An 18,349-nucleotide genomic window follows, 5' to 3' on the forward strand; every position below is an offset into this window, starting at 1 on the left:
GGAGCGGGCTTGCCCCGCGATTCGATGTATCCGAAAGACCGCAATCGCGGGGCAAGCCCGCTCCCACCGCCTCAAAGCACCTTGGGTTGGTAATTACCGGCCAATAGTCCTACACCTCAACCTCGCAAATCCCTCAAAGCAACCGTTCGGTGGCAGAATCTGCACAATTTGACCGTTCTGGAGACCCCCATGCTTGGTGCATTTGAGCGCAGGCTCGACCCCTTTCCGCCTGACGAAGTACCCCCACCACCCGTGGGCCTGGCTCGGTTCCTGTGGGCCTGCACACGCGGCGCCCGCGGCTACATTCTGGCGTTTGCGCTGCTCAGTGCCAGCGTGTCGATCTACGAAGCCTGGCTGTTTTCTTTCCTCGGTCAGGTCGTGGACCTGCTCGCCACCTGGCAGGCCGGAGGTGAAGCGGCAGCCCAGGAAACCCGCGTGCTGTGGGGCATGGGCATCGTCATGCTGTGCAGCGTCGGGCTGGTGGCCTTGCGAACTATGGTGCAGCACCAGATATTGGCGATTAACCTGCCCTTGCGACTGCGCTGGGACTTCCACCGTTTGATGCTACGGCAAAGCCTGTCGTTTTTTTCCGACGAGTTTTCCGGGCGGGTCACCACCAAGGTCATGCAGACGGCGCTGGCCGTGCGCGACCTGCTGTTCACCCTGATCGAGATCGCCCCCGGGATAGGCGTGTATTTCATTGCGATCATCGCCCTGGCCGGTGGTTTCGCGCTGAAATTGATGCTGCCCTTCGTTGCCTGGGTGGTGTTGTTCGGCCTGGCCATGCTGTACTTCGTGCCGCGTCTGGGCAAGGTCGGGCAGGAACAGGCCAATGCGCGGTCGATGATGACCGGGCGTATCTCCGACGCTTACACCAACATCACCACGGTGAAGCTATTCTCCCACTCCAATCGTGAAGCACACTTCGCGCGTGCCGCGATGGAGGACTTCAAGCAAACCGGCTTTCGCCAGATGCGCCTGGTCAGCCAGTTCGAGATCGTCAACCAGGCCTTGGTGGTGGCGTTGATCATGGCAGCCGGGGGTTATGCCCTGTGGCTGTGGCACCAGGGTGAGGTCGGCGCTGGTGCCGTGGCGGCAATCACCGCCATGGCGCTGCGTATCAATGGCATGTCGCACTGGATCATGTGGCAGATGACGTCGCTGTTCGAGAGCATCGGCACCGTGCAGGATGGCATGGCCACCCTCACCCGCGGCCCCAAGGTCAAGGATGCGCCGGATGCAGGTGTGCTGGTGACCACCGGCGGCGCGGTAACCTTCGACAATGTCAGCTTCAACTACGGTGGCGAGCGCCAGGTGCTCGATGGCCTGAGCCTGAACATTCGCCCGGGTGAAAAAATCGGCCTGGTAGGCCGTTCCGGTGCGGGCAAATCCACGCTCATCAACTTGCTGCTGCGCTTCTACGATGTCGACAGCGGGCAGATTCGTATCGACGGACAAGACATCGCCCATGTGACGCAAGACAGCCTGCGCAGCGCCATCGGCATGGTCACCCAGGATACCTCACTGTTGCACCGCTCCATTCGCGACAACATCGCCTACGGCCGCCCCGATGCCAGCGACGCACAAATCCGCAGCGCCGCTGCCAGTGCCCAGGCCGATGAGTTCATCAGCCAACTCAGCGACCGCCAAGGCCATACCGGCTACGACACCCTGGTGGGCGAGCGCGGCATCAAGCTTTCCGGCGGCCAGCGCCAGCGCGTGGCGATTGCCCGGGTGATGCTCAAGAACGCTCCGATCCTGCTCCTTGACGAGGCCACCAGCGCGCTGGATTCCGAAGTCGAAGTGGCCATTCAGGACAGCCTCGACGAGATGATGGAGGGCAAGACAGTGATTGCCATCGCCCATCGGCTGTCGACGATCGCGGCAATGGACCGGCTGATTGTCATGGACGACGGACGCATCGTCGAACAGGGTACCCATGCCGAACTGCTGGCAAAAAACGGTATTTATGCGCAGCTGTGGCACCACCAGAGTGGCGGGTTTCTGGGTGAGGATCGGGGCGTCGCCGAGGCTATGGAACAGGGGTGAGCGTGGACGGCCTTTTGGCATCGATGCATGCAATCTCCTGAGCCTTGCCTGCGCTGGCTGCAGATTGATGAACAGCGCAGGCATCTCAACCCGCTCAGGCGGTTCCCTTGGCCTGCTGTTCCAGGTGCACCTGCAATGTCGGATCGATTTGCAGTGCGCCGGCCAGTTCGTCAAGGTAGGCCCGCTCTGCATCCTGCTGGTCATCCACCAGCATCACGCTGGCCAGGTACATTTCCGCGGCCATGGCCGGGTCCTGGGCCGACTGAGCCACCTCGGCGGCATCGAGTGGCTTGCTGACTTCCTCATCCAGCCATTGCTGCAGTTGCGGATCGTTGGTATGCCGTTTGATTTCAGCGTAGATCAACTGTTCTTCTTGCTTGTCGATGCGCCCGTCAGCCTTGGCGGCCGCAATCAGCGCGCGCAAGATTGCATGGCTGTGATCCTCGGCCTCGGGACCGGACAATTGATCGACAGTACGCACCGCCTGTTGCGGGGCTGTCGCCTGACTGCGCTGCCAGCTTTGATAGGCCTGGAACGCCATCATGCCCAACGACGCCAGGGCCGCGTAATTGGTGCCACCCGCGGAGCGCCCCTGGGTATAGCCGCCAGCGTTGCTGCCACCAGCGCCACCCAACAGACCGCCGAGTAAACCACCCAGGCCAGCACCGCCACCCGTTGCACCGCCGCCGCCAAGCAGTCCGCCCAGCAAGCCGCCCAGACCGCCGAGGCCGTCTTGCGCTGACATGCCGCCGCTCCCTTGTTGCGCTTGCGAGCCTTGCCCGGCCCGAAGTAACTGTTCGAGTAAATCACTGGTGTTCATGGCACCGCCCTCGGTCGGTAGTTGTTACCCAGACAAGCAACGATAGCCCCCTCAAGGCGATCCGCCATGACCGTCTGGCCGACGGGACACCCGGGGCTTACCGAGCAGGCAGGTTTATGTGAGCATATCCATCCTGCCTTGCCCCCTGCCCCATGAGAGGCTGTATGTCGATTTTCAACACAAGAACCCTGACGCTGACCCTGGCCGTGATCGGCCTGTTGGGGCTGTCGAATCTGCATGCCGCCAGCAAGCCCGGCACCAAGCCGATACCTGAAGTAAAGGTCGCGGTGCTCGGTGGCAAGTTCAGCTTCAACCTGCCGGCGGGCTTCGACGCCAGCCCACTGAGCGCTGATGAACAGCGCAGCGAAGGCGCCGGCGCCGTGGGTACCCTGTATGCCAATGCACAGGAAAAGCGCGTGGTTATGGTGATCGAGAAACCGCTCCCCGAAGCGTCTCGCCCCGGCGACAACGACGATGCCTTCCTCGACGGCGCTGTCAGTGGTTTCGTCGACCGCCAGAGCGCCGCGCTGCCGGACTTTCGCCAAACCGGCGAAGCGCGCCTTAACCGCAACGGCCTGGGTGTGCGCCAAGTCGACAGTACGGCGACCCTGGGCGGCGGCAAAACCTTGAACAGCACCTTTATTGCGGGCTCCGGCGATCGCATGGCAGTCATCCAGGTTATTTCCCGTAGTGACGACGCCAGCGGTCATGCTGCGCTGGTCAAGCGAATCGCGGGGGAGTCCCTGATGCCGATTTCGGAATCTTCCAAAAATCACGATAAATAGACGGGTAGTGGTGCGGCCCCACGCCGGCTCCAACTGCGCCCAGTATCAGCTGGAAACGAAAAGGCCGGTCACAAGGACCGGCCAGGATTAGCGCGATGAACGTGCCTACTCGAACAGCACCTTGCCGCGACTACCGCCCCACCCTTCGATCTGGTTGTGATAACGCTCTTCAATCTGGCTACGTCGGATCTTCAAGGTCGGCGTCAGCAGTGCATTGCCAATGGTCCACGGCTCACTGACCACCACCAGGCTCGCCAGTTGTTCGTGCGCCTCGAACTGGCTGTTAACCTCTGCCAGGAACACCTCAAGCTCGGTGACGACCTTGTCCCGCCCCTCGGCACTGGCCAGCGCTGCGCGAGTCTCGGCGGACACGTTGAGCAAGGCCAGCGGCTGAGTCAGGCCTACACCGGTAACGCAGGAGGCCTCGACCCGCGGATGATTGCCCAGCTTGGCCTCGATAGGCACCGGTGCAACGTACTTGCCCTTTGCGGTCTTGAACAGTTCCTTGACCCGCCCGGTAATACGCAAGCGCCCCTGCTCGTCCAGTTCGCCGCGGTCGCCAGTACGGAACAGGCCGTCCTCGGTGTAGCTCTGGGCCGTCAGCTCAGGCAGTTTGTAGTAGCCGAGCATCTGCGCCGGGCTCTTCACCAGGATTTCGTTGTCGGCACCAATACGGCACTCGACCCCCGGAATCACCGCGCCGACATAGCCAACACGCACCTGCCCCGGCAGGCTGAAGTGCGAGGTGCCGAAGTTCTCCGACATGCCATAGCCCTCCAGCAATTCCAGGCCCAGCTGGCGGTACCACTCCATCACCTTGACCGGCAACGGCGCCGAGCCGGAGAGCCCGGTATGCACCTGATCAAGCCCCAATGCCGAGAGAATCTGCGCCTTCATCAGTTTGCCTTCCACCGGGTTGGCGAATACGGCAGCTTGGGTCGCCGGATCGATGCGTTCGTTGATGCCCTGGTAGAACTTGGTCCACAAGCGCGGCATCGACAAAAAGATGGTCGGCCGTGCACGGCGCAGGTCTTCACTGAAGGTGTCCAGCCCCAGGCTGAAGAACACCTGGCAGCCGCTGAACAGCGAGACCGCTTCGACCACCGCGCGCTCGGCGGTATGCGCTAGCGGCAGGTAGGACAGCAGCCGGTCGCTGCTGCGGGTGCCCTGGCCGTTGGCATACATGCAACCGGTCACTGCCGGGGCCGCATACATGGCGGCAAAGCTGTGCATCACGCCCTTGGGATCACCGGTGCTGCCAGAGGTGTAGATGATCGTGGCCAGTTCTTCGGCTGCCGGCAGGTGCACCGATTGCAAAGGCTCGGTGGTGGCGATGATGTGCTCCCATGACGTGCCTTTGCCACAACTGGACATCGGCAAGTCAATCAACGGCAAGCTGTCCGGGATCGAGGCACACACCGCCTGCCAGCCGGCCGCCTCGCCTTCAAGGCGACCGACAAATAGCAGGCGCACCTCGGCGTGTTCCAGTACATAGCGCACAGTATCGGCGTTGGCGGTGGTGTACAGCGGCACGCTGACGTGCCCGGCCATCCAGATGGCCAGGTCGGCGATGATCCAGTGCGCAGTGTTTTTCGCGAACAGGCCGATCGAGGACTTGGCCGGCAACTCGAGCGAACGCAGGTGCGCGGCCATGCGCCGCGCCTGGTCGCCGACTTCGCGCCAGTTGTATTCCTGCACACTGCCATCCGGCAGGGGTTGAGTCAGGTACATCGCATCGGCTGTGCTGCTCTCCCAGTGGAGGAAACGATGCAACAGCGTAGTCTGATTATTGTTGTTGTTCATGGCAGATCCTGCATCTGAAGGGTGGTGTTCCACCTATTGAAATTGTTCTGTTTCGAGCCGGTCCTGGTGCGCGTTGGCGCGATGCTTCAACTGCGCTGATAAAGTGTGGTGATCACCGTCCCCGTAGCGCCGACGTGGTGCTGCAGGGCTATACGGGCGTTGGCGACCTGACGCCGGCCGGCGCTGCCACGCAACTGCCGGGTCAATTCGATGCATTGTGCCAGAGCGCTGAGCGATTGCGCCTGACCGAGCGACAACAGGCCTCCACTGGGATTGACGACCAGGTTGCCACCGTAGGTATTGTCACCCTCCTCGACCAGTTTCTCGGCGCCGCCTTCCAGGCAGAAACCCAAGGCTTCGTACAGCAGTAACTCGTCAAGGGTGCTGCCGTCATGCAGCTCGCACACTTGCACTTCCTGTGGCCCCCTACCCGCTTGTTCATACAGCTCGCGGGCGGCAGCCACATGGGTGTCGTAGCCGACAGCGGCAAAGGTCGATCCCAGCGTGGCGCCGGCTATCTGCACGGGTGACACGCAGGCCTGGGCCAGGATGCGGATCACCGGGCCGTCGCAGTGGCGACTGGCGAACTCGCTGGAACACAGCAGCAGCGCCGCTGCGCCTGCAACGGGCCAGGAAAACTGGGGCTCAGTGAGTGGTTCGGCAAGCATGCTCGCCCCCAGTACCTGGTCGAGGCTCAGGGTCTGGCTGAAGGCCGCCAGGGGATTGAGCGCCCCATGTTGACGGGCTTTGACGGCGATCATCGCAAAAGTTTCCCGTCGCGCCTGATAGCGCGCCATGTACTCCCGCGCCGTACTGCCCAGGCGTTCAAGCATGCCGCTCAGATCGGCTAACACGGTGGGGACGCTTTGGACGCCCAGCACCAGAATACTTTCAGCCTGCCCCTGCGCGATGGCCTGGCAAGCTTCAGAGAACAAGTCGCTTCCCTGCCCAACGTGGCGCAATGGCACCTGCCCCACACCAACCTGCTCAAGGCCAGGCTGCAATGCAGCAGCATCGGGCCCGTGCGCGGCGGCATAAACCGAGCCAAGGCTGCTTGCAGGCACCCCGGCATCGACCAGCGCCTGACGCACCGTCTGACCAATCAAGGCCACTGTGTCCGGGCTCAATGCCGCCGAGCTGAAGGGGGACATACCTACGCCAATCACATTGACGCAACGTTGCATCGTGCTCTCCTGAATTACAAAGCTGCCGCTACCGGTCCAGGCTAGCGGCAGGTGGCCATGAGTCAGGCCGGCACGGACTCGAACAGTTCGACCGCACCATTTTTCAGCACAATGACGTCTCGCTCCACGGCACGCATCTCAACGATGATGCGCGTAGCAGACTCACGCCACATGCGGGTTTCAAGGGTGTCGCCAGGCATCACGATCGAGGCGAAACGGGCGCGCACGCTTTTGAACAGGCGCGAATCGTTGCCACAGAACGCTTTGATCACATGGCGACCGAGGTAGCCGAAGGTGCACAGGCCATGCAGGAACGGCTTCTCGTAACCGGCCTTGGCGGCGTAGTCCGGGTCGACGTGCATCGGGTTCCAGTCACCGCACAGGCGATACAGCAGCGCCTGGTTGACCTCGGTGGCATCGGCCAGGACTGCGTCGGGTGCGCGGTCCGGCACCACGTTGATCTCTTCGCTGGCGACACGCTCCAGCCCGGCACCTGGAACGCCCGGGTAGAAGCCGGTGACCTCGTTGTAGAACAGCGGTGTGCCGTGCTCGTCGGTGGTCTCGATGGCGAGGATGCTGACCGAGCTCTTGCCCTTGTCGATCGCGGCTTTCAAACGCATGGTGTGCTTGAGCTTGGCCTTGGGCGGCAGCGGACGGTACATCACGGTGTACTGCTCGCCATGCAGGCCCTTGCCAAACGGCAGGTTCAGGCCTTCCAGCTGCGGCTCGCCAGACTTGGCAGCGCGCAGGAACACCTCGGTGGCAGGCAACACGGCCATGGTCGGCAGTACACGGAAGTCGTCACCGGCGAACTCGTTGACGTACAGCAGCTCGGTACGGTCCAGCGGGTCTTTGGCGGCGCCGACTGCCAGCGCGTAGAGCGCGGCATCGTTCTGGTCGTACTCGGTTTCCAGGTACGACACCGCATTGGCCGCCACTTCCATATCGACGAAGGCGTTGCCGCCCTTGGCTGGCGAATCCAGACGCTCGAAGAACTCTTTGAAGCTCTCGCCGCCATTGGCCGGATGCACACTCTGCTCATCGAACTGGGTAATGCGCGCCCAGTTGTCCCGCACCAGTTCCGGGCTCAGAGTATTGGTATGCAGGAAGCGGCCCTTGGAGCGCTCCCAACGGTATTTGGCATGGAAACCACCACCGACTTCAAACAGCCCGCCAGTGTCCGGGCATTGTTCGCTGCACAGCCAGCCCACCAGCGGCGCGACGTCTTCGACTTTCAGACGCTCGTGCATTTCCTCAGGGAACAGACCGCTGGCGATGACCATGCGCGAGGCCGCAATCGGCGCGATGGTATTGACGCGGATGTTCTTGCTCGCGCCTTCGATGGCCAGCGAGTTGGCAAAGCCGATCAGGCCAGACTTGGCAGTGGAATAGTTGCACTGACCGAAGTTGCCGAAGATACCGGCGCCGGAAGCGGTCATGACGATGCGGCCATAGCCCTTGTCACGCATGATCGGCCACACCGCGTGGGTCAGGCGGAACGCGCCTTTGACGTGGACGTCCTGGATCAGGTCCCACTGCTCTTCGGTCATCTTGTGGAACGAGGTATCGCGCAGGATGCCGGCGTTGTTGATGAGGATATCGACGGTGCCGAATGCTTCCAGCGCCGTGGCGACGATCTTCTCGCCTTCGGTCACCGAATGATGGTCGGCGACAGCCTCGCCACCCAGGGCGCGGATCTCGGCGACCACGGCGTCGGCTGCTGCGCTTGAGCTACCGCGGCCATCGGTGCTGACCCCGAGGTCATTGACCACGACTTTGGCGCCGCGCGAACCCAGCAGCAAGGCGTGGGCGCGGCCCAGACCATTGCCAGCGCCAGTGACGATAGCGACTTTGCCGTCAAAACGGATTTCTTCAGACACGTGTGCACTCCTATTGTTATCGCGCTCACAAGGTGCGAGCGATGATTTCCTTCATGATTTCGTTGGTGCCGCCCCAGATGCGGTTGCCGCGGGTGTCCAGGTACAGCCTGGCAATCGGGTATTCGGTCATGTAGCCGTTGCCGCCATGCAGTTGCAGGCAGGCATCGACCACGCGGCTGCTGAGTTCTGCGGTCCAGTACTTGGCCACTGCGGCGGTCTCTGCGCTCAGCTCACCGCGCAACAGCAGTTCCATGCAGCTGTCGACCCAGGAGCGGCCGATCTGGATTTCGGTCTTGAGCTGCGCGAGGGTGAAACGCGAGTTCTGGAAGTCGAGCACCGGCTTGCCGAACACGATGCGCGTGCGGGTGTAGTCGAGGGTGTGTTCCAGCGCGGCTTCGGCCTGGGCCTGGAAACCCACGGCGCCGATGATTCGCTCCCACGCCAGGTCGTGCATCAGCTGGTAGAAGCCCTGCCCTTGCTCGCCACCGAGCACGTTCTCGGCGGGCACACGGCAGTCGTCGAAGAACAACATGCTGGTGTCCTGGGCATGCAGGCCGATCTTTTCCAGCGGTTGCGAACGACTGAAACCGGCGCGTTCTTTCTCGACGATGACCAGCGAGATGTCCTTGGCGGTTCCGCTATTACCGGTCTTGCACACCACCACAGCCAGATCGCAAGAGGCGCCGTTGGAGATAAAAGTCTTGGAGCCGTTGAGGATGAGCTGGTCACCCTCCAGCACTGCGCGAGTGCGCACCGCCTGCAGGTCCGAGCCGGTGTTCGGCTCGGTCATGGCGATGGCGCCCACCGCTTCACCGGCGATCATCTTCGGCAGCCAGGCTTGTTTCTGCGCCTCGGTGCCGTAGTTGAGAATGTAGAACGCGACCAGGCCATGCACACCGAAGCCGATCAGGCCAGTGGCGCCGATGCGCATGAATTCTTCGGCGAAGACCATATCGAACAGGCGGTCAGCACCCGGGCCGCCATATTCTTCCGGCATCGACGGCAGCAGCATGCCCAGCTCGCCAGCCTTGCGCCACACTTCACGGGGGACGCACTTGTCCTTTTCCCACTGGGCGTGGAAAGGCGCGACCTCTTCTTCCATGAAGCGGCGGCAGGCGCGGCGGAACTCGTCGTGCTCGGTGCTGAACAGTGTACGGGGGATCAGGTATTCCATTGGGTAGTCCTCAGCGGCCCGGCTCAGAGTGTGCGTCCGACCAGATCTTTCATGATGTCGTTGGCGCCACCGGCGATGCGCAGCACGCGGTGATCGAGGTAATGACGGGCGACCGGGTACTCGAGCATGTAGCCGTTGCCGCCGTGCAGCTGCACGCACTCGTCCACCACCTTGGTGTAGAGGTCCGAGCACCACAGCTTGGCGGCCGCCGCTGCTTCCGGGCTGAGGCTGCCGGCCAGGCACTGTTCCATGCAGCGGTCGACGTAGTTCTGCGACACCGCCAGCTGCATCTTCAGGTCGGCCAATTTGAAGCGGGTGTTCTGGAAGGCGAAAATCGGCTTGCCAAACACGTTGCGGCCCTTGGTGTATTCCAGAGTGCTTTCCAGCACCGCCGAGGCGCCGGCGACACTGCTGATGGCAATGGACAAGCGCTCCCAGGCCAGCTCCTTCATCAACTGGAAGAAGCCCTGGCCGGGCACGCCACCGAGCAGGTTCTCCTTGGGTACGCGGACGTCCTCGAAGAACAGCATGGTGGTGTCCTGCGCATGCAGCCCGACCTTGCGCAGCGGTTGCGAGCGGCTGAAACCGGCGCGGTCGGCCTCGACCAGAATCAGCGAGGTGTCCTGGGCGCCCTTGCCGGTGTTGCCGGTCTTGGCCACCACGACGACGATGTCGCAGTTACTGCCGTTGGAGATGAAGGTCTTGGCACCGTTGATCACATACTCATCGCCGTCCAGTACAGCGCGGGTCTTGACCGCCTGCAGGTCGGAGCCGGTATCCGGCTCGGTCATGGCCACCGCACCGATGGCCTGGCCCGCGGCCATTTTCGGCAGCCAGGCGTGCTTTTGCGCTTCGCTGCCGAAATTCACCAGGTAGCCAGCAACGATGTCGTGCACACCAAAGCCGATCAGCCCGGAGGCCAGGCCTGCGCGGTAGATCTCTTCGGTGGCGACCATCGAGAAACGCCGGTCCAGGCCCAGGCCGCCATAGGCTGGCGGGGTGGTCGCATTGAGCATGCCCAGCTCGCCGGCACGCGCCCAGATCTCACGGGGTACGCGATGATCGGCTTCCCACTGCTCCTGGCAGGGGGCACATTCCTGCGCCAGGAAGCGCCGCACGCTGTTGCGAAACTCCTCGTGCTCATGATCGAACAGGCTACGCGGAATCATTGAAGGTTCTCTCCTCGGCTCATCGTTCTGCCGCCCTTGCGGGTGGCGCTGAATCGATCATAGGAGCAGCGTTCGATGACCCGCCCCCTCACGGCGGGGGGGATTTGAGGGGGCGTTGCGGGGGACTTCGGCGCCCCCCCGAGCGGGGTTGGGCGAGCGACGGCCAAGAGGCCTAGGCTAGGCTGGCGAAACACCCGTGCAAACACCTTGCGGGACGTCCACGCAACGTCCCGCAGGCGTCCTGCACGGGTGATTTCGCGTCTATTCGATCAAGCCGTTCTTGCGTGCCCAGGACACCGCGTCATAGCGGCTGGAGACGCCAAGCTTGGCGTAGATGTTCTTCAGGTTCCATTTCACCGTTTCCAGAGAAATGTTCAGGGTCAGGGCGACCCGCTTGTTGGCCATTGCCTGGCTGATCAACTGCAGGATCGCCAGCTCACGCGGGGTCAGCATCGACGGCGCGCCCGTGGCGGAGGCATCACTGGAGCGTCCCCCACCACCTTGGCCAAAGCGTTCCAGCAACAGCGCCAGGTACGTCTCGTCCTCGGCGGCCAGTGTCAGGTTGGTCAGCGCCGAGAGCATCTTGCGCAGCACCTCGCCTTCATCCAGGAAGGTGCGCACCAAGCCCAATTGGCGGCCCTGGGACAGGGCTGCTAGCAGATGCGCCTGGGCCTGCTCGGGTTGGCGCAAGTCGGCGCTGGCACAGGCCATCAACAACTGGCCGGTGACCTGCAACTGCCCGCGCCGGTAGTGCGTGGCGTAGTCATCGAGAATCTGCAGATCCTGCAGGGCTTTGTCCGGGTAGTTGGTGGCCAGCAGCAACCGCGCCCGCGCCAGGGCCGCCATCGCCGCGATATCGGCCTGAAAGCCCTTGGCACCCTGGTGCTGCGCTGCCAGGGTCTGCATCTTGGCGACCTGTTCGCTGGCGTGGGCCTTGTTGCTTTCGAGCAAGGCAATGCGCACCTGTTCGGCCAGGCAATGGACCAGGGCACGATCCTGGCCAATGGTGCGGAAATGACGCTCCTGGCGTTCCAGGAAGGCCATGGCCACAGAGGCACAATCCTGCAGCAAGTCCAGGCGCGCCCGGCAGATCGTGGCGCGCAGCATGGTGTCGGGCATGGCCCACTGCAGCAGGCCGCTGCGATTGGCGAGGATTTCCCGCGCTTCATCGGTTCTGTCCAGCTCGCGGTACACCTCCGCCAGGGTCGCGGCGCCGAGGTAGGCGCTGGCGGAACGGTGCCCGTGCACCGACACTGCGCGGGCCAGTTGTGCCGAACCCACGCGCTCGGCCTCGAGGATGCGCCCTTCCTGCAAGTAACAGAGGGTTCGTGCACCCTGGGCGACCAAGGCCATTTCGGCATCCAGCTCGGATTCGGGAATCGGGTTGTCATCCAGGCAACGCAACGCTTCCTCCATACGCCCTGCGGCCAAGTAGGCGATGGCCAGCAACGCCGGGGCGCCATAACGGGTCACCGAGTAGTCGTCGGGCAACGGCTGAAAGTCCTTCAGCAGGTCGATGATCGGCTCGGTGCGATCACGCTGCAGCTCAATGGTCGCCTGCACCAGTGGCAAGCGATAGGCGACGTCGTCCTGATGGGCCGCACCGCTGTGGCGGAACTGTTCGAGCCAGGCCTCGGCCTTGGCCGGGCGCGCAGTCAGGGCATAGGCCAGGCAACCGAGGAAGAACAGCCGCGGGCGCGAGAACAAAATGTCCTGTGGCAGGCGATCGAGCAGGCGCAGCAGCGGGCTGAGTTGCCCCAGGCTCCAGGTGGCCGGCGCGGCCCGTTCGATCACCTGGGCGGCAAATCCCAGGTCGCCGGCCTGAGTGGCGTGGCGCACAGCCTCGGCGAGCAATTTGCGCTCGGCGAACCAGTGCGCCGCGCGGCTGTGCAGTTCGGTTTGCGAGGTACTGTCGCGTCGTGCCAGGCGCGTGGCGAGGAAGTCGCCGAACAAGGCATGAAAGCGATACCAGGGCTGACGGTCATCGGCCTCGACGCGAAAAATCAGCAAGTTGTCTTCGTCGAGGCGCTTCAACAGGGACTGCGCCGAGTCGTTGCCGGTCACCGCCTGCGCCAGCGAGGCATTGAAGCGCCGGCAGATGCTGATGCTCTCCATGAAGGTTGCCAGCTCGACCGGCAGATGAGCCATGACGTTCTCGGCCAGGTAGCTCTGCAGGTCATCGGAGCGCCAGCCCATCTCGCGCAAGGTGCTGCGCGACTCCGGGTCGCTGCGCAGGAGAATGATCACCAGTTGCAGGGTCGCCGGCCAGCCACTGGTGAGCTCGTGGATCTGGTGCAACTCCTCCGGGCTGAGTTTCAGCGCGGCCAGGTTCTGTTCGAGGAAAGCCCGCGACTCGTTGAGGTCGAACGGCAAGGCGGCACAATCGATCTCCACCAACTGACCGCCCAGGCGCAAGCGGCTGAAGCTCAGGGGTGGGCCGACTCGGGACGAGATAACGAAGTGCAGGTTTTCCGGGCTGTGATCCAGCAGCTTCTGCATCAGCTGATGCGCGCGCGGATCAACCACATGCTGGTAGTCGTCGACGACCAGGAACAGCTCCTTGTTGATCGCCGCAGCGCCTTCGACAATCGCCGCCACAACCTCATCAATCAACTCCTGGCGCGCGCCTTCCAGCGGAATGCCACTGTCCAGGGCGATGCCCAGGCGTTGCAAGGCGCCGCGCAAGTAGGCGAAGAAAATCGACAGGTGCTTGTCATCGGCGCTCAGCGACAGCCACGCCACCTCGGCCCCCGAACGCATCATTACCTGGCGCCACTGGGCCAGCAGCGTGGTCTTGCCGAAACCGGGGCTGCCGGTAATCAGGCCGACCCGGCACTCCGCCATGCCGCGCAGGTCCTCCAGCAGGCGTTCACGCACGATCGTCTGGGTACCGATGCGCGGTGGAGCGAATTTCGTCGAAACGAGCAGTTTGTCGGTATGCATGTGCTGACTGGTCTCCGATCCTGCCGAATGCACCGGGACAGCGCGGTTGGCGCTGCCCGATCGGCAAGGTGTGGCCACGTTCTGGCGTTTTTCGGAATATTCACCCGAATACCGGCAAAAGTCAGCACGTATCGATACCACGCCCTGGCTTGCGGCAACTTCGGGGGATCCGCCTGGCACAGATGGTGGCGGGGAACCGAGACAAACCACCCCCTACAAGTGAGGGGGCTGGCGAAATCGCTACCGGGGCTCAGAGTGTGCGGGCCACCAGTTCGCGCATGATGTCGTTGGCGCCACCGTAGATACGGTTGACCCGGCTGTCCAGGTAATGCCGCGCCACCGGGTACTCAAGCATGTAGCCGTTGCCGCCATGCAGCTGCACGCACTGATCGACCACTTTCGAGTACAGCTCGGTGCACCAGAGTTTGGCGGCCGCGGCGGCCTCGGGGCTCAGCTCGTGTTGCAGGATCAGCTCCATGCAACGATCGACATAGGTTTGCCCGATGACGATCTCGGTCTTGAGTTCGGCCAGTTTGAAGCGTGAATTCTGGAACTCGATGATCGGCTTGCCAAATGCCTTGCGCTCACGGGTGTAGGCGACGGTCTGCTCCAGCACCGCCTGACTCGCGGCAATCGCCAGGATACCAATGCTCAGACGCTCCCAGGCCAGTTCCTTCATCAGTTGATAGAAGCCTTGGCCCGGCTCGCCACCGAGGATATTGGCCTTGGGCACGCGCACATCCTGGAAAAACACCATGGTGGTGTCCTGGGCGTGCAAACCGACCTTGCGCAACGGTTTGGACTTGCTGACGCCGGCCCGGTCGGCTTCGACCAGGATCAGCGAAATGTCGCGCGAGCCCTTGCCGCTGTTACCGGTCTTGGCAATCACCACGATGATGTCGCTGTTGGTACCGTTGGAGATGAAGGTCTTGGCACCGTTGATCACATAGTCATCGCCGTCCAGCACCGCGCGGGTCTTCACCGCCTGCAGGTCCGATCCGGTATCGGGTTCGGTCATGGCCACGGCAGCGATGGCTTCGCCACTGGCCATTTTCGGCAACCACTGATGCTTCTGCGCCTCGGTGCCGAAGTTGATCAGGTAACCGGCGCAGATGTCATGAACATTGAAACCGTTGAGGCCCGAAAGGCCGGCACGGGCGACCTCCTCGACCGCGATCATCGAAAAGCGCCGGTCCAGCCCCAGGCCGCCATAGGCCTCTGGCGTGGTGGCGTTGAGCATGCCCAGCTCACCGGCGCGCGCCCAGACCTGGCGCGGCACCAGGTGATCCTCCTCCCACTGTTCGTGGAAGGGTGTGCATTCCTCGGCGAGGAAGCGCTGGACAGTGCTGCGGAACGCTTCATGTTCATGATCGAAAAGGGTACGCGGAATCATCAATGGACCTCGGGATACGGTGGCTGCTTTGCGCCACCTTAGGGCTGCTGGCCTTGCTTGCGCCCCCTCGAAGCGGGTAGGCGCGCCGCTCCTACACGCGCCGCGTCCCTACCCTTCGCACCCGCTCATCCCCCCCCTAAAGGGAGTTCCGCCAGCGCGCCAGGATTCGCTCTGATACCAGGTGCACCCTTCCAGAGATCAACGCCATGAAAGAAGCCGTCATCCTCTCCACTGCCCGTACCCCCATCGCCAAAGCGTTTCGCGGCGCGTTCAACCACACCACTTCGCCGACCATGGCGGCCTTCGCCATCCGCGCCGCGGTGGAACGTGCCGGTATCAGCGCCGATGAAATCGACGACCTGGTCATGGGCACGGCGATGCCCGCCGGTACCGCCGGCTGGAACCTGGGGCGCATGAGCGCGTTGGCGGCCGGACTGCCGGTCAGTGTCAGCGGGCAAACCCTGGATCGGCAATGCGCCTCGGGGCTGATGGCGATTGCCACGGCGGCCAAACAGATCGTCGTCGACGGCATGCTGGTCACCCTCGGCGCCGGCCAGGAACATATCAGCCTGGTGCAGAACCGCCACACCCAGTGGATCGGCGAATTCCACGACACCCAGGTGCTCAGCCACGCACCGGATGCCTACATGCCCATGCTGCGCACCGCCGAGCTGGTTGCCCAGCGCTATGGCATCAGCCGCGACGACCAGGACGCCTATTCGCTGCAATCCCAGCAGCGCACGGCAGCAGCGCAGCAAGCGGGCCTGTTCGAAGGTGAAATCGTGCCGGTAACCGTTACCCAGCAGCTGGTCGACAAGGCCACTGGCGCCGTCAGCTACCAGCAAACCAGCCTCAGCCAGGACGAAGGCAACCGTCCGCAAACCGTTCTGGATGACCTGTCGCGGCTCAAGCCGGTGATCGATGGCGGCTGTATCACCGCCGGTAACGCCAGCCAGTTGTCCGACGGCGCCAGCGCCTGTGTGTTGATGGACAGCCGTCTGGCCGAGCAGCGCAACCTGGAACCCCTGGGGGCATACCGCGGCATCGCAGTCGCGGGCCTGGCACCGGATGAAATGGGTATAGGCCCGGTACTGGCGGTGCCGAAACTGCTCAAGGCCCATGGTTTGACGGTCAATGACATCGGCCTGTGGGAGCTCAACGAAGCCTTCGCCTGTCAGGTGTTGTACTGCCGCAATGTCCTGGGCATCGACAACGACAAGCTCAACGTCAACGGCGGCGCCATTGCCATCGGTCATCCCTATGGCATGAGCGGCGCGCGCATGGTCGGTCATGCCCTGCTCGAAGGTAAGCGCCGCGGTGTGCGTTACGTGGTGGTCACCATGTGCGTCGGGGGTGGCATGGGCGCTGCCGGGCTGTTCGAAGTCTACTGATACTCACACACCTGAGTGCACGCGCCCCTCTCCTGAAGGGAGGCGCTGTGCCCGGCGGGGCTTCTTAGTATGCGTTCTCCACTGACTACAAGAACAAACGGAGATCGCGATGAAGATGAATTTTTCCCGCGTCATGGCTCAAGTTGCCCAGCGCTATGCCAGTCAGGAAGCGCTGGTCAACGTCGAGCGCAACCGGCGCTATCGCTTCGACGAGCTGCACCGCTTGACCAACCGTATCGCCAACACCCTGCGCACGCGGTTCAACCTGCAGCGCGGCGACACCGCGCTGTGCATCCTGGAAAACGACAACCTGTCGCTGCTGCATGCCTGGACTGCGTTCAAGGGTGAAGTAGCCATTGCCCACACCAATATCCGCGATTCCCTGGAAGAGCACCGCTGGCAGGTGGCATTCATCGAGCCGAAAGTCATCTTTATCGAAACCGCACTGTTGCCACAGTACAGCGACATGCTTCGTGCCAGCGGTGCCGCCGTGGTGTGCATGGACGCACCGCCCGCCGACTGCAGCTTTGCCCTGCACTTCTGGGCAGTGCTGGAGGGCGTTTCGCAGGACGAGCCCGAGGTCGAGTCCGATGTGTACCAGGACACCCTGATCTACCGCTTTACCGGCGGTACCACCGGCAGGAGCAAATGCGCCCGCTACACCATCGATAACTGGCTGGCAGCGCGCGATTCGATGTACGCCGACAGCGAACAGGGTCAGGCTTTCAACGAACACACCCGCTATCTGCATATCGCGCCGATCAGCCATGGCTCGGGACTGTCGCTGCTGCCAACGCTGTTTCGTGGCGGTTGCACCGTGACCCAGAACGCCGCCGACCTCAAGGCCTGGTGTCGCAATGTCGAAGCAGAACGCATCACCACGGCGCTGATGGTGCCGACCCTGGTGGGGTGGCTGCTCGAATTGCCAGAAGCGTCACAACACGATCTGTCCAGCCTGCAGACCCTGTTCTATGGCGCCGCGCCGATGAGTCCGGCCAAGCTCAAGCAATCACAGCAGCGCTTTGGCAATATCTTCTTCCAGCTCTACGGCGCCACCGAATGCGCCCAGGCGGTCTGCACCCTGACCAAGGCCGATCATCTGCACGCCGTCGAGACCGGCCGCCTGGCCTCCGCCGGACGCCCGGTGACCGGTATTGAACTGAAAATTGTCGATGAAGCGGGTAATCGCGTTGCAGCCGGCAGTACCGGGGAAATCTGGTTGCGCGGGCGCGGCACGATCAGCGGCTACCACAACAACCCGCAAGGCACCGCAGCCGAGTTCAGCGACGGCTTCTGGAAATCCGGGGACCTGGGCTATGTCGATGAGGCCGGTTATGTGTTCATCGTCGACCGCAAGAAAGACGTGATCATCACCGGGGGGTTCAATGTCTACGCGGTCGAAGTGGAAGCCACGCTCAATGCCCATCCGGCTGTTTGCATGTCGGCGGTGGTGGGTATTCCGGATGACAAATGGGGTGAAGCGGTGCATGCCGAGGTGGTGCTCAAGGTGGGGATGTCTGTCCGCGAAGAAGAGCTGATTGCCTTGGTCAAGGAGCGTCTGGGCCGTTTCAAGGCGCCGAAATCAATCAAGCTGGTGGATGCCCTGCCATTGAGTGCTGTCGGCAAGGTGCTGCGGCGCCAGGTGCGCGAATGCTATTGGTCTGATCAGTCCCGTCGGGTGTCCTGAACAACATCGGGGGGGGGGGGGGGGGGGAGGGGGAGAGGAGGGGATGGGATGGTCGGTACGCGGCGTAAGGA

At 62.9% G+C, this 18,349-nt stretch carries 12 protein-coding genes and 1 pseudogene; 4 read left to right on the top strand and 9 right to left on the bottom strand.

Annotation, left to right across the window (positions count from 1 at the left end; translation table 11 throughout):
- Nucleotides 1–189: 189 nt before the first annotated feature.
- A complete protein-coding gene (locus ACO6VD_RS08965) occupies nt 190–2,049 on the top strand; it encodes an ABC transporter ATP-binding protein (RefSeq protein ID WP_422418406.1) in 1,860 nt (619 codons plus the stop codon).
- A gap of 94 nt (nt 2,050–2,143) precedes the next feature.
- On the opposite strand, the gene ACO6VD_RS08970 is transcribed toward ACO6VD_RS08965, so the two are convergent.
- Nucleotides 2,144–2,869, bottom strand: a complete 726-nt coding sequence (locus ACO6VD_RS08970) for a tellurite resistance TerB family protein (protein ID WP_422418408.1) — start codon at nt 2,867–2,869, stop codon at nt 2,144–2,146.
- Nucleotides 2,870–3,033: 164 nt separating this feature from the next.
- Between ACO6VD_RS08970 and ACO6VD_RS08975 the strand changes: the two genes are divergently transcribed.
- Nucleotides 3,034–3,654, top strand: coding sequence for a hypothetical protein (locus ACO6VD_RS08975; RefSeq protein WP_422418410.1), 621 nt, complete (start codon nt 3,034–3,036; stop codon nt 3,652–3,654).
- A gap of 105 nt (nt 3,655–3,759) precedes the next feature.
- Here ACO6VD_RS08975 and ACO6VD_RS08980 read toward each other — a convergent pair whose 3' ends face one another.
- The 8 genes and pseudogenes from ACO6VD_RS08980 to ACO6VD_RS09015 all read right to left on the bottom strand — a co-directional run bounded on the left by ACO6VD_RS08980 (nt 3,760) and on the right by ACO6VD_RS09015 (nt 15,200).
- Complete coding sequence (locus ACO6VD_RS08980; protein WP_422418412.1) at nt 3,760–5,457, bottom strand: AMP-binding protein; 1,698 nt, start codon at nt 5,455–5,457, stop codon at nt 3,760–3,762.
- Between the two features lie 86 nt (nt 5,458–5,543).
- A complete protein-coding gene (locus ACO6VD_RS08985) occupies nt 5,544–6,641 on the bottom strand; it encodes a thiolase C-terminal domain-containing protein (protein WP_422418414.1) in 1,098 nt (365 codons plus the stop codon).
- Between the two features lie 62 nt (nt 6,642–6,703).
- Nucleotides 6,704–7,585: a MaoC/PaaZ C-terminal domain-containing protein gene (locus tag ACO6VD_RS08990; protein WP_422418426.1), complete on the bottom strand. Its 882-nt coding sequence runs from the start codon at nt 7,583–7,585 to the stop codon at nt 6,704–6,706.
- Nucleotides 7,586–7,609: 24 nt separating this feature from the next.
- A pseudogene (locus tag ACO6VD_RS08995) lies at nt 7,610–8,521 on the bottom strand (SDR family oxidoreductase); the annotation flags it as partial.
- 25 nt (nt 8,522–8,546) lie between these two features.
- The gene (locus tag ACO6VD_RS09000) at nt 8,547–9,686 is read right to left on the bottom strand and encodes an acyl-CoA dehydrogenase family protein (RefSeq protein WP_422418428.1); all 1,140 of its coding nucleotides are present in this window, start codon (nt 9,684–9,686) and stop codon (nt 8,547–8,549) included.
- A 32-nt stretch (nt 9,687–9,718) separates the two neighbouring features.
- The gene (locus ACO6VD_RS09005; RefSeq protein WP_422418416.1) at nt 9,719–10,864 is read right to left on the bottom strand and encodes an acyl-CoA dehydrogenase family protein; all 1,146 of its coding nucleotides are present in this window, start codon (nt 10,862–10,864) and stop codon (nt 9,719–9,721) included.
- A gap of 261 nt (nt 10,865–11,125) precedes the next feature.
- Nucleotides 11,126–13,807, bottom strand: coding sequence for a LuxR C-terminal-related transcriptional regulator (locus ACO6VD_RS09010; RefSeq protein ID WP_422418418.1), 2,682 nt, complete (start codon nt 13,805–13,807; stop codon nt 11,126–11,128).
- A gap of 250 nt (nt 13,808–14,057) precedes the next feature.
- Nucleotides 14,058–15,200: an acyl-CoA dehydrogenase family protein gene (locus ACO6VD_RS09015; protein WP_422418420.1), complete on the bottom strand. Its 1,143-nt coding sequence runs from the start codon at nt 15,198–15,200 to the stop codon at nt 14,058–14,060.
- A 206-nt stretch (nt 15,201–15,406) separates the two neighbouring features.
- Here ACO6VD_RS09015 and ACO6VD_RS09020 point away from each other — a divergent pair, with 206 nt between their 5' ends.
- Complete coding sequence (locus ACO6VD_RS09020) at nt 15,407–16,591, top strand: acetyl-CoA C-acyltransferase (RefSeq protein WP_422418422.1); 1,185 nt, start codon at nt 15,407–15,409, stop codon at nt 16,589–16,591.
- Nucleotides 16,592–16,700: 109 nt separating this feature from the next.
- Nucleotides 16,701–18,278 carry an AMP-binding protein gene (locus tag ACO6VD_RS09025; protein ID WP_422418424.1) on the top strand — a complete coding sequence of 526 codons (1,578 nt, stop codon included), beginning with the start codon at nt 16,701–16,703 and terminating at the stop codon, nt 18,276–18,278.
- The last annotated feature ends 71 nt before the right edge of the window (nt 18,279–18,349 follow it).

Source organism: Pseudomonas sp. GZD-222 (assembly GCF_049310525.1).
Taxonomy (GTDB): domain Bacteria; phylum Pseudomonadota; class Gammaproteobacteria; order Pseudomonadales; family Pseudomonadaceae; genus Aquipseudomonas.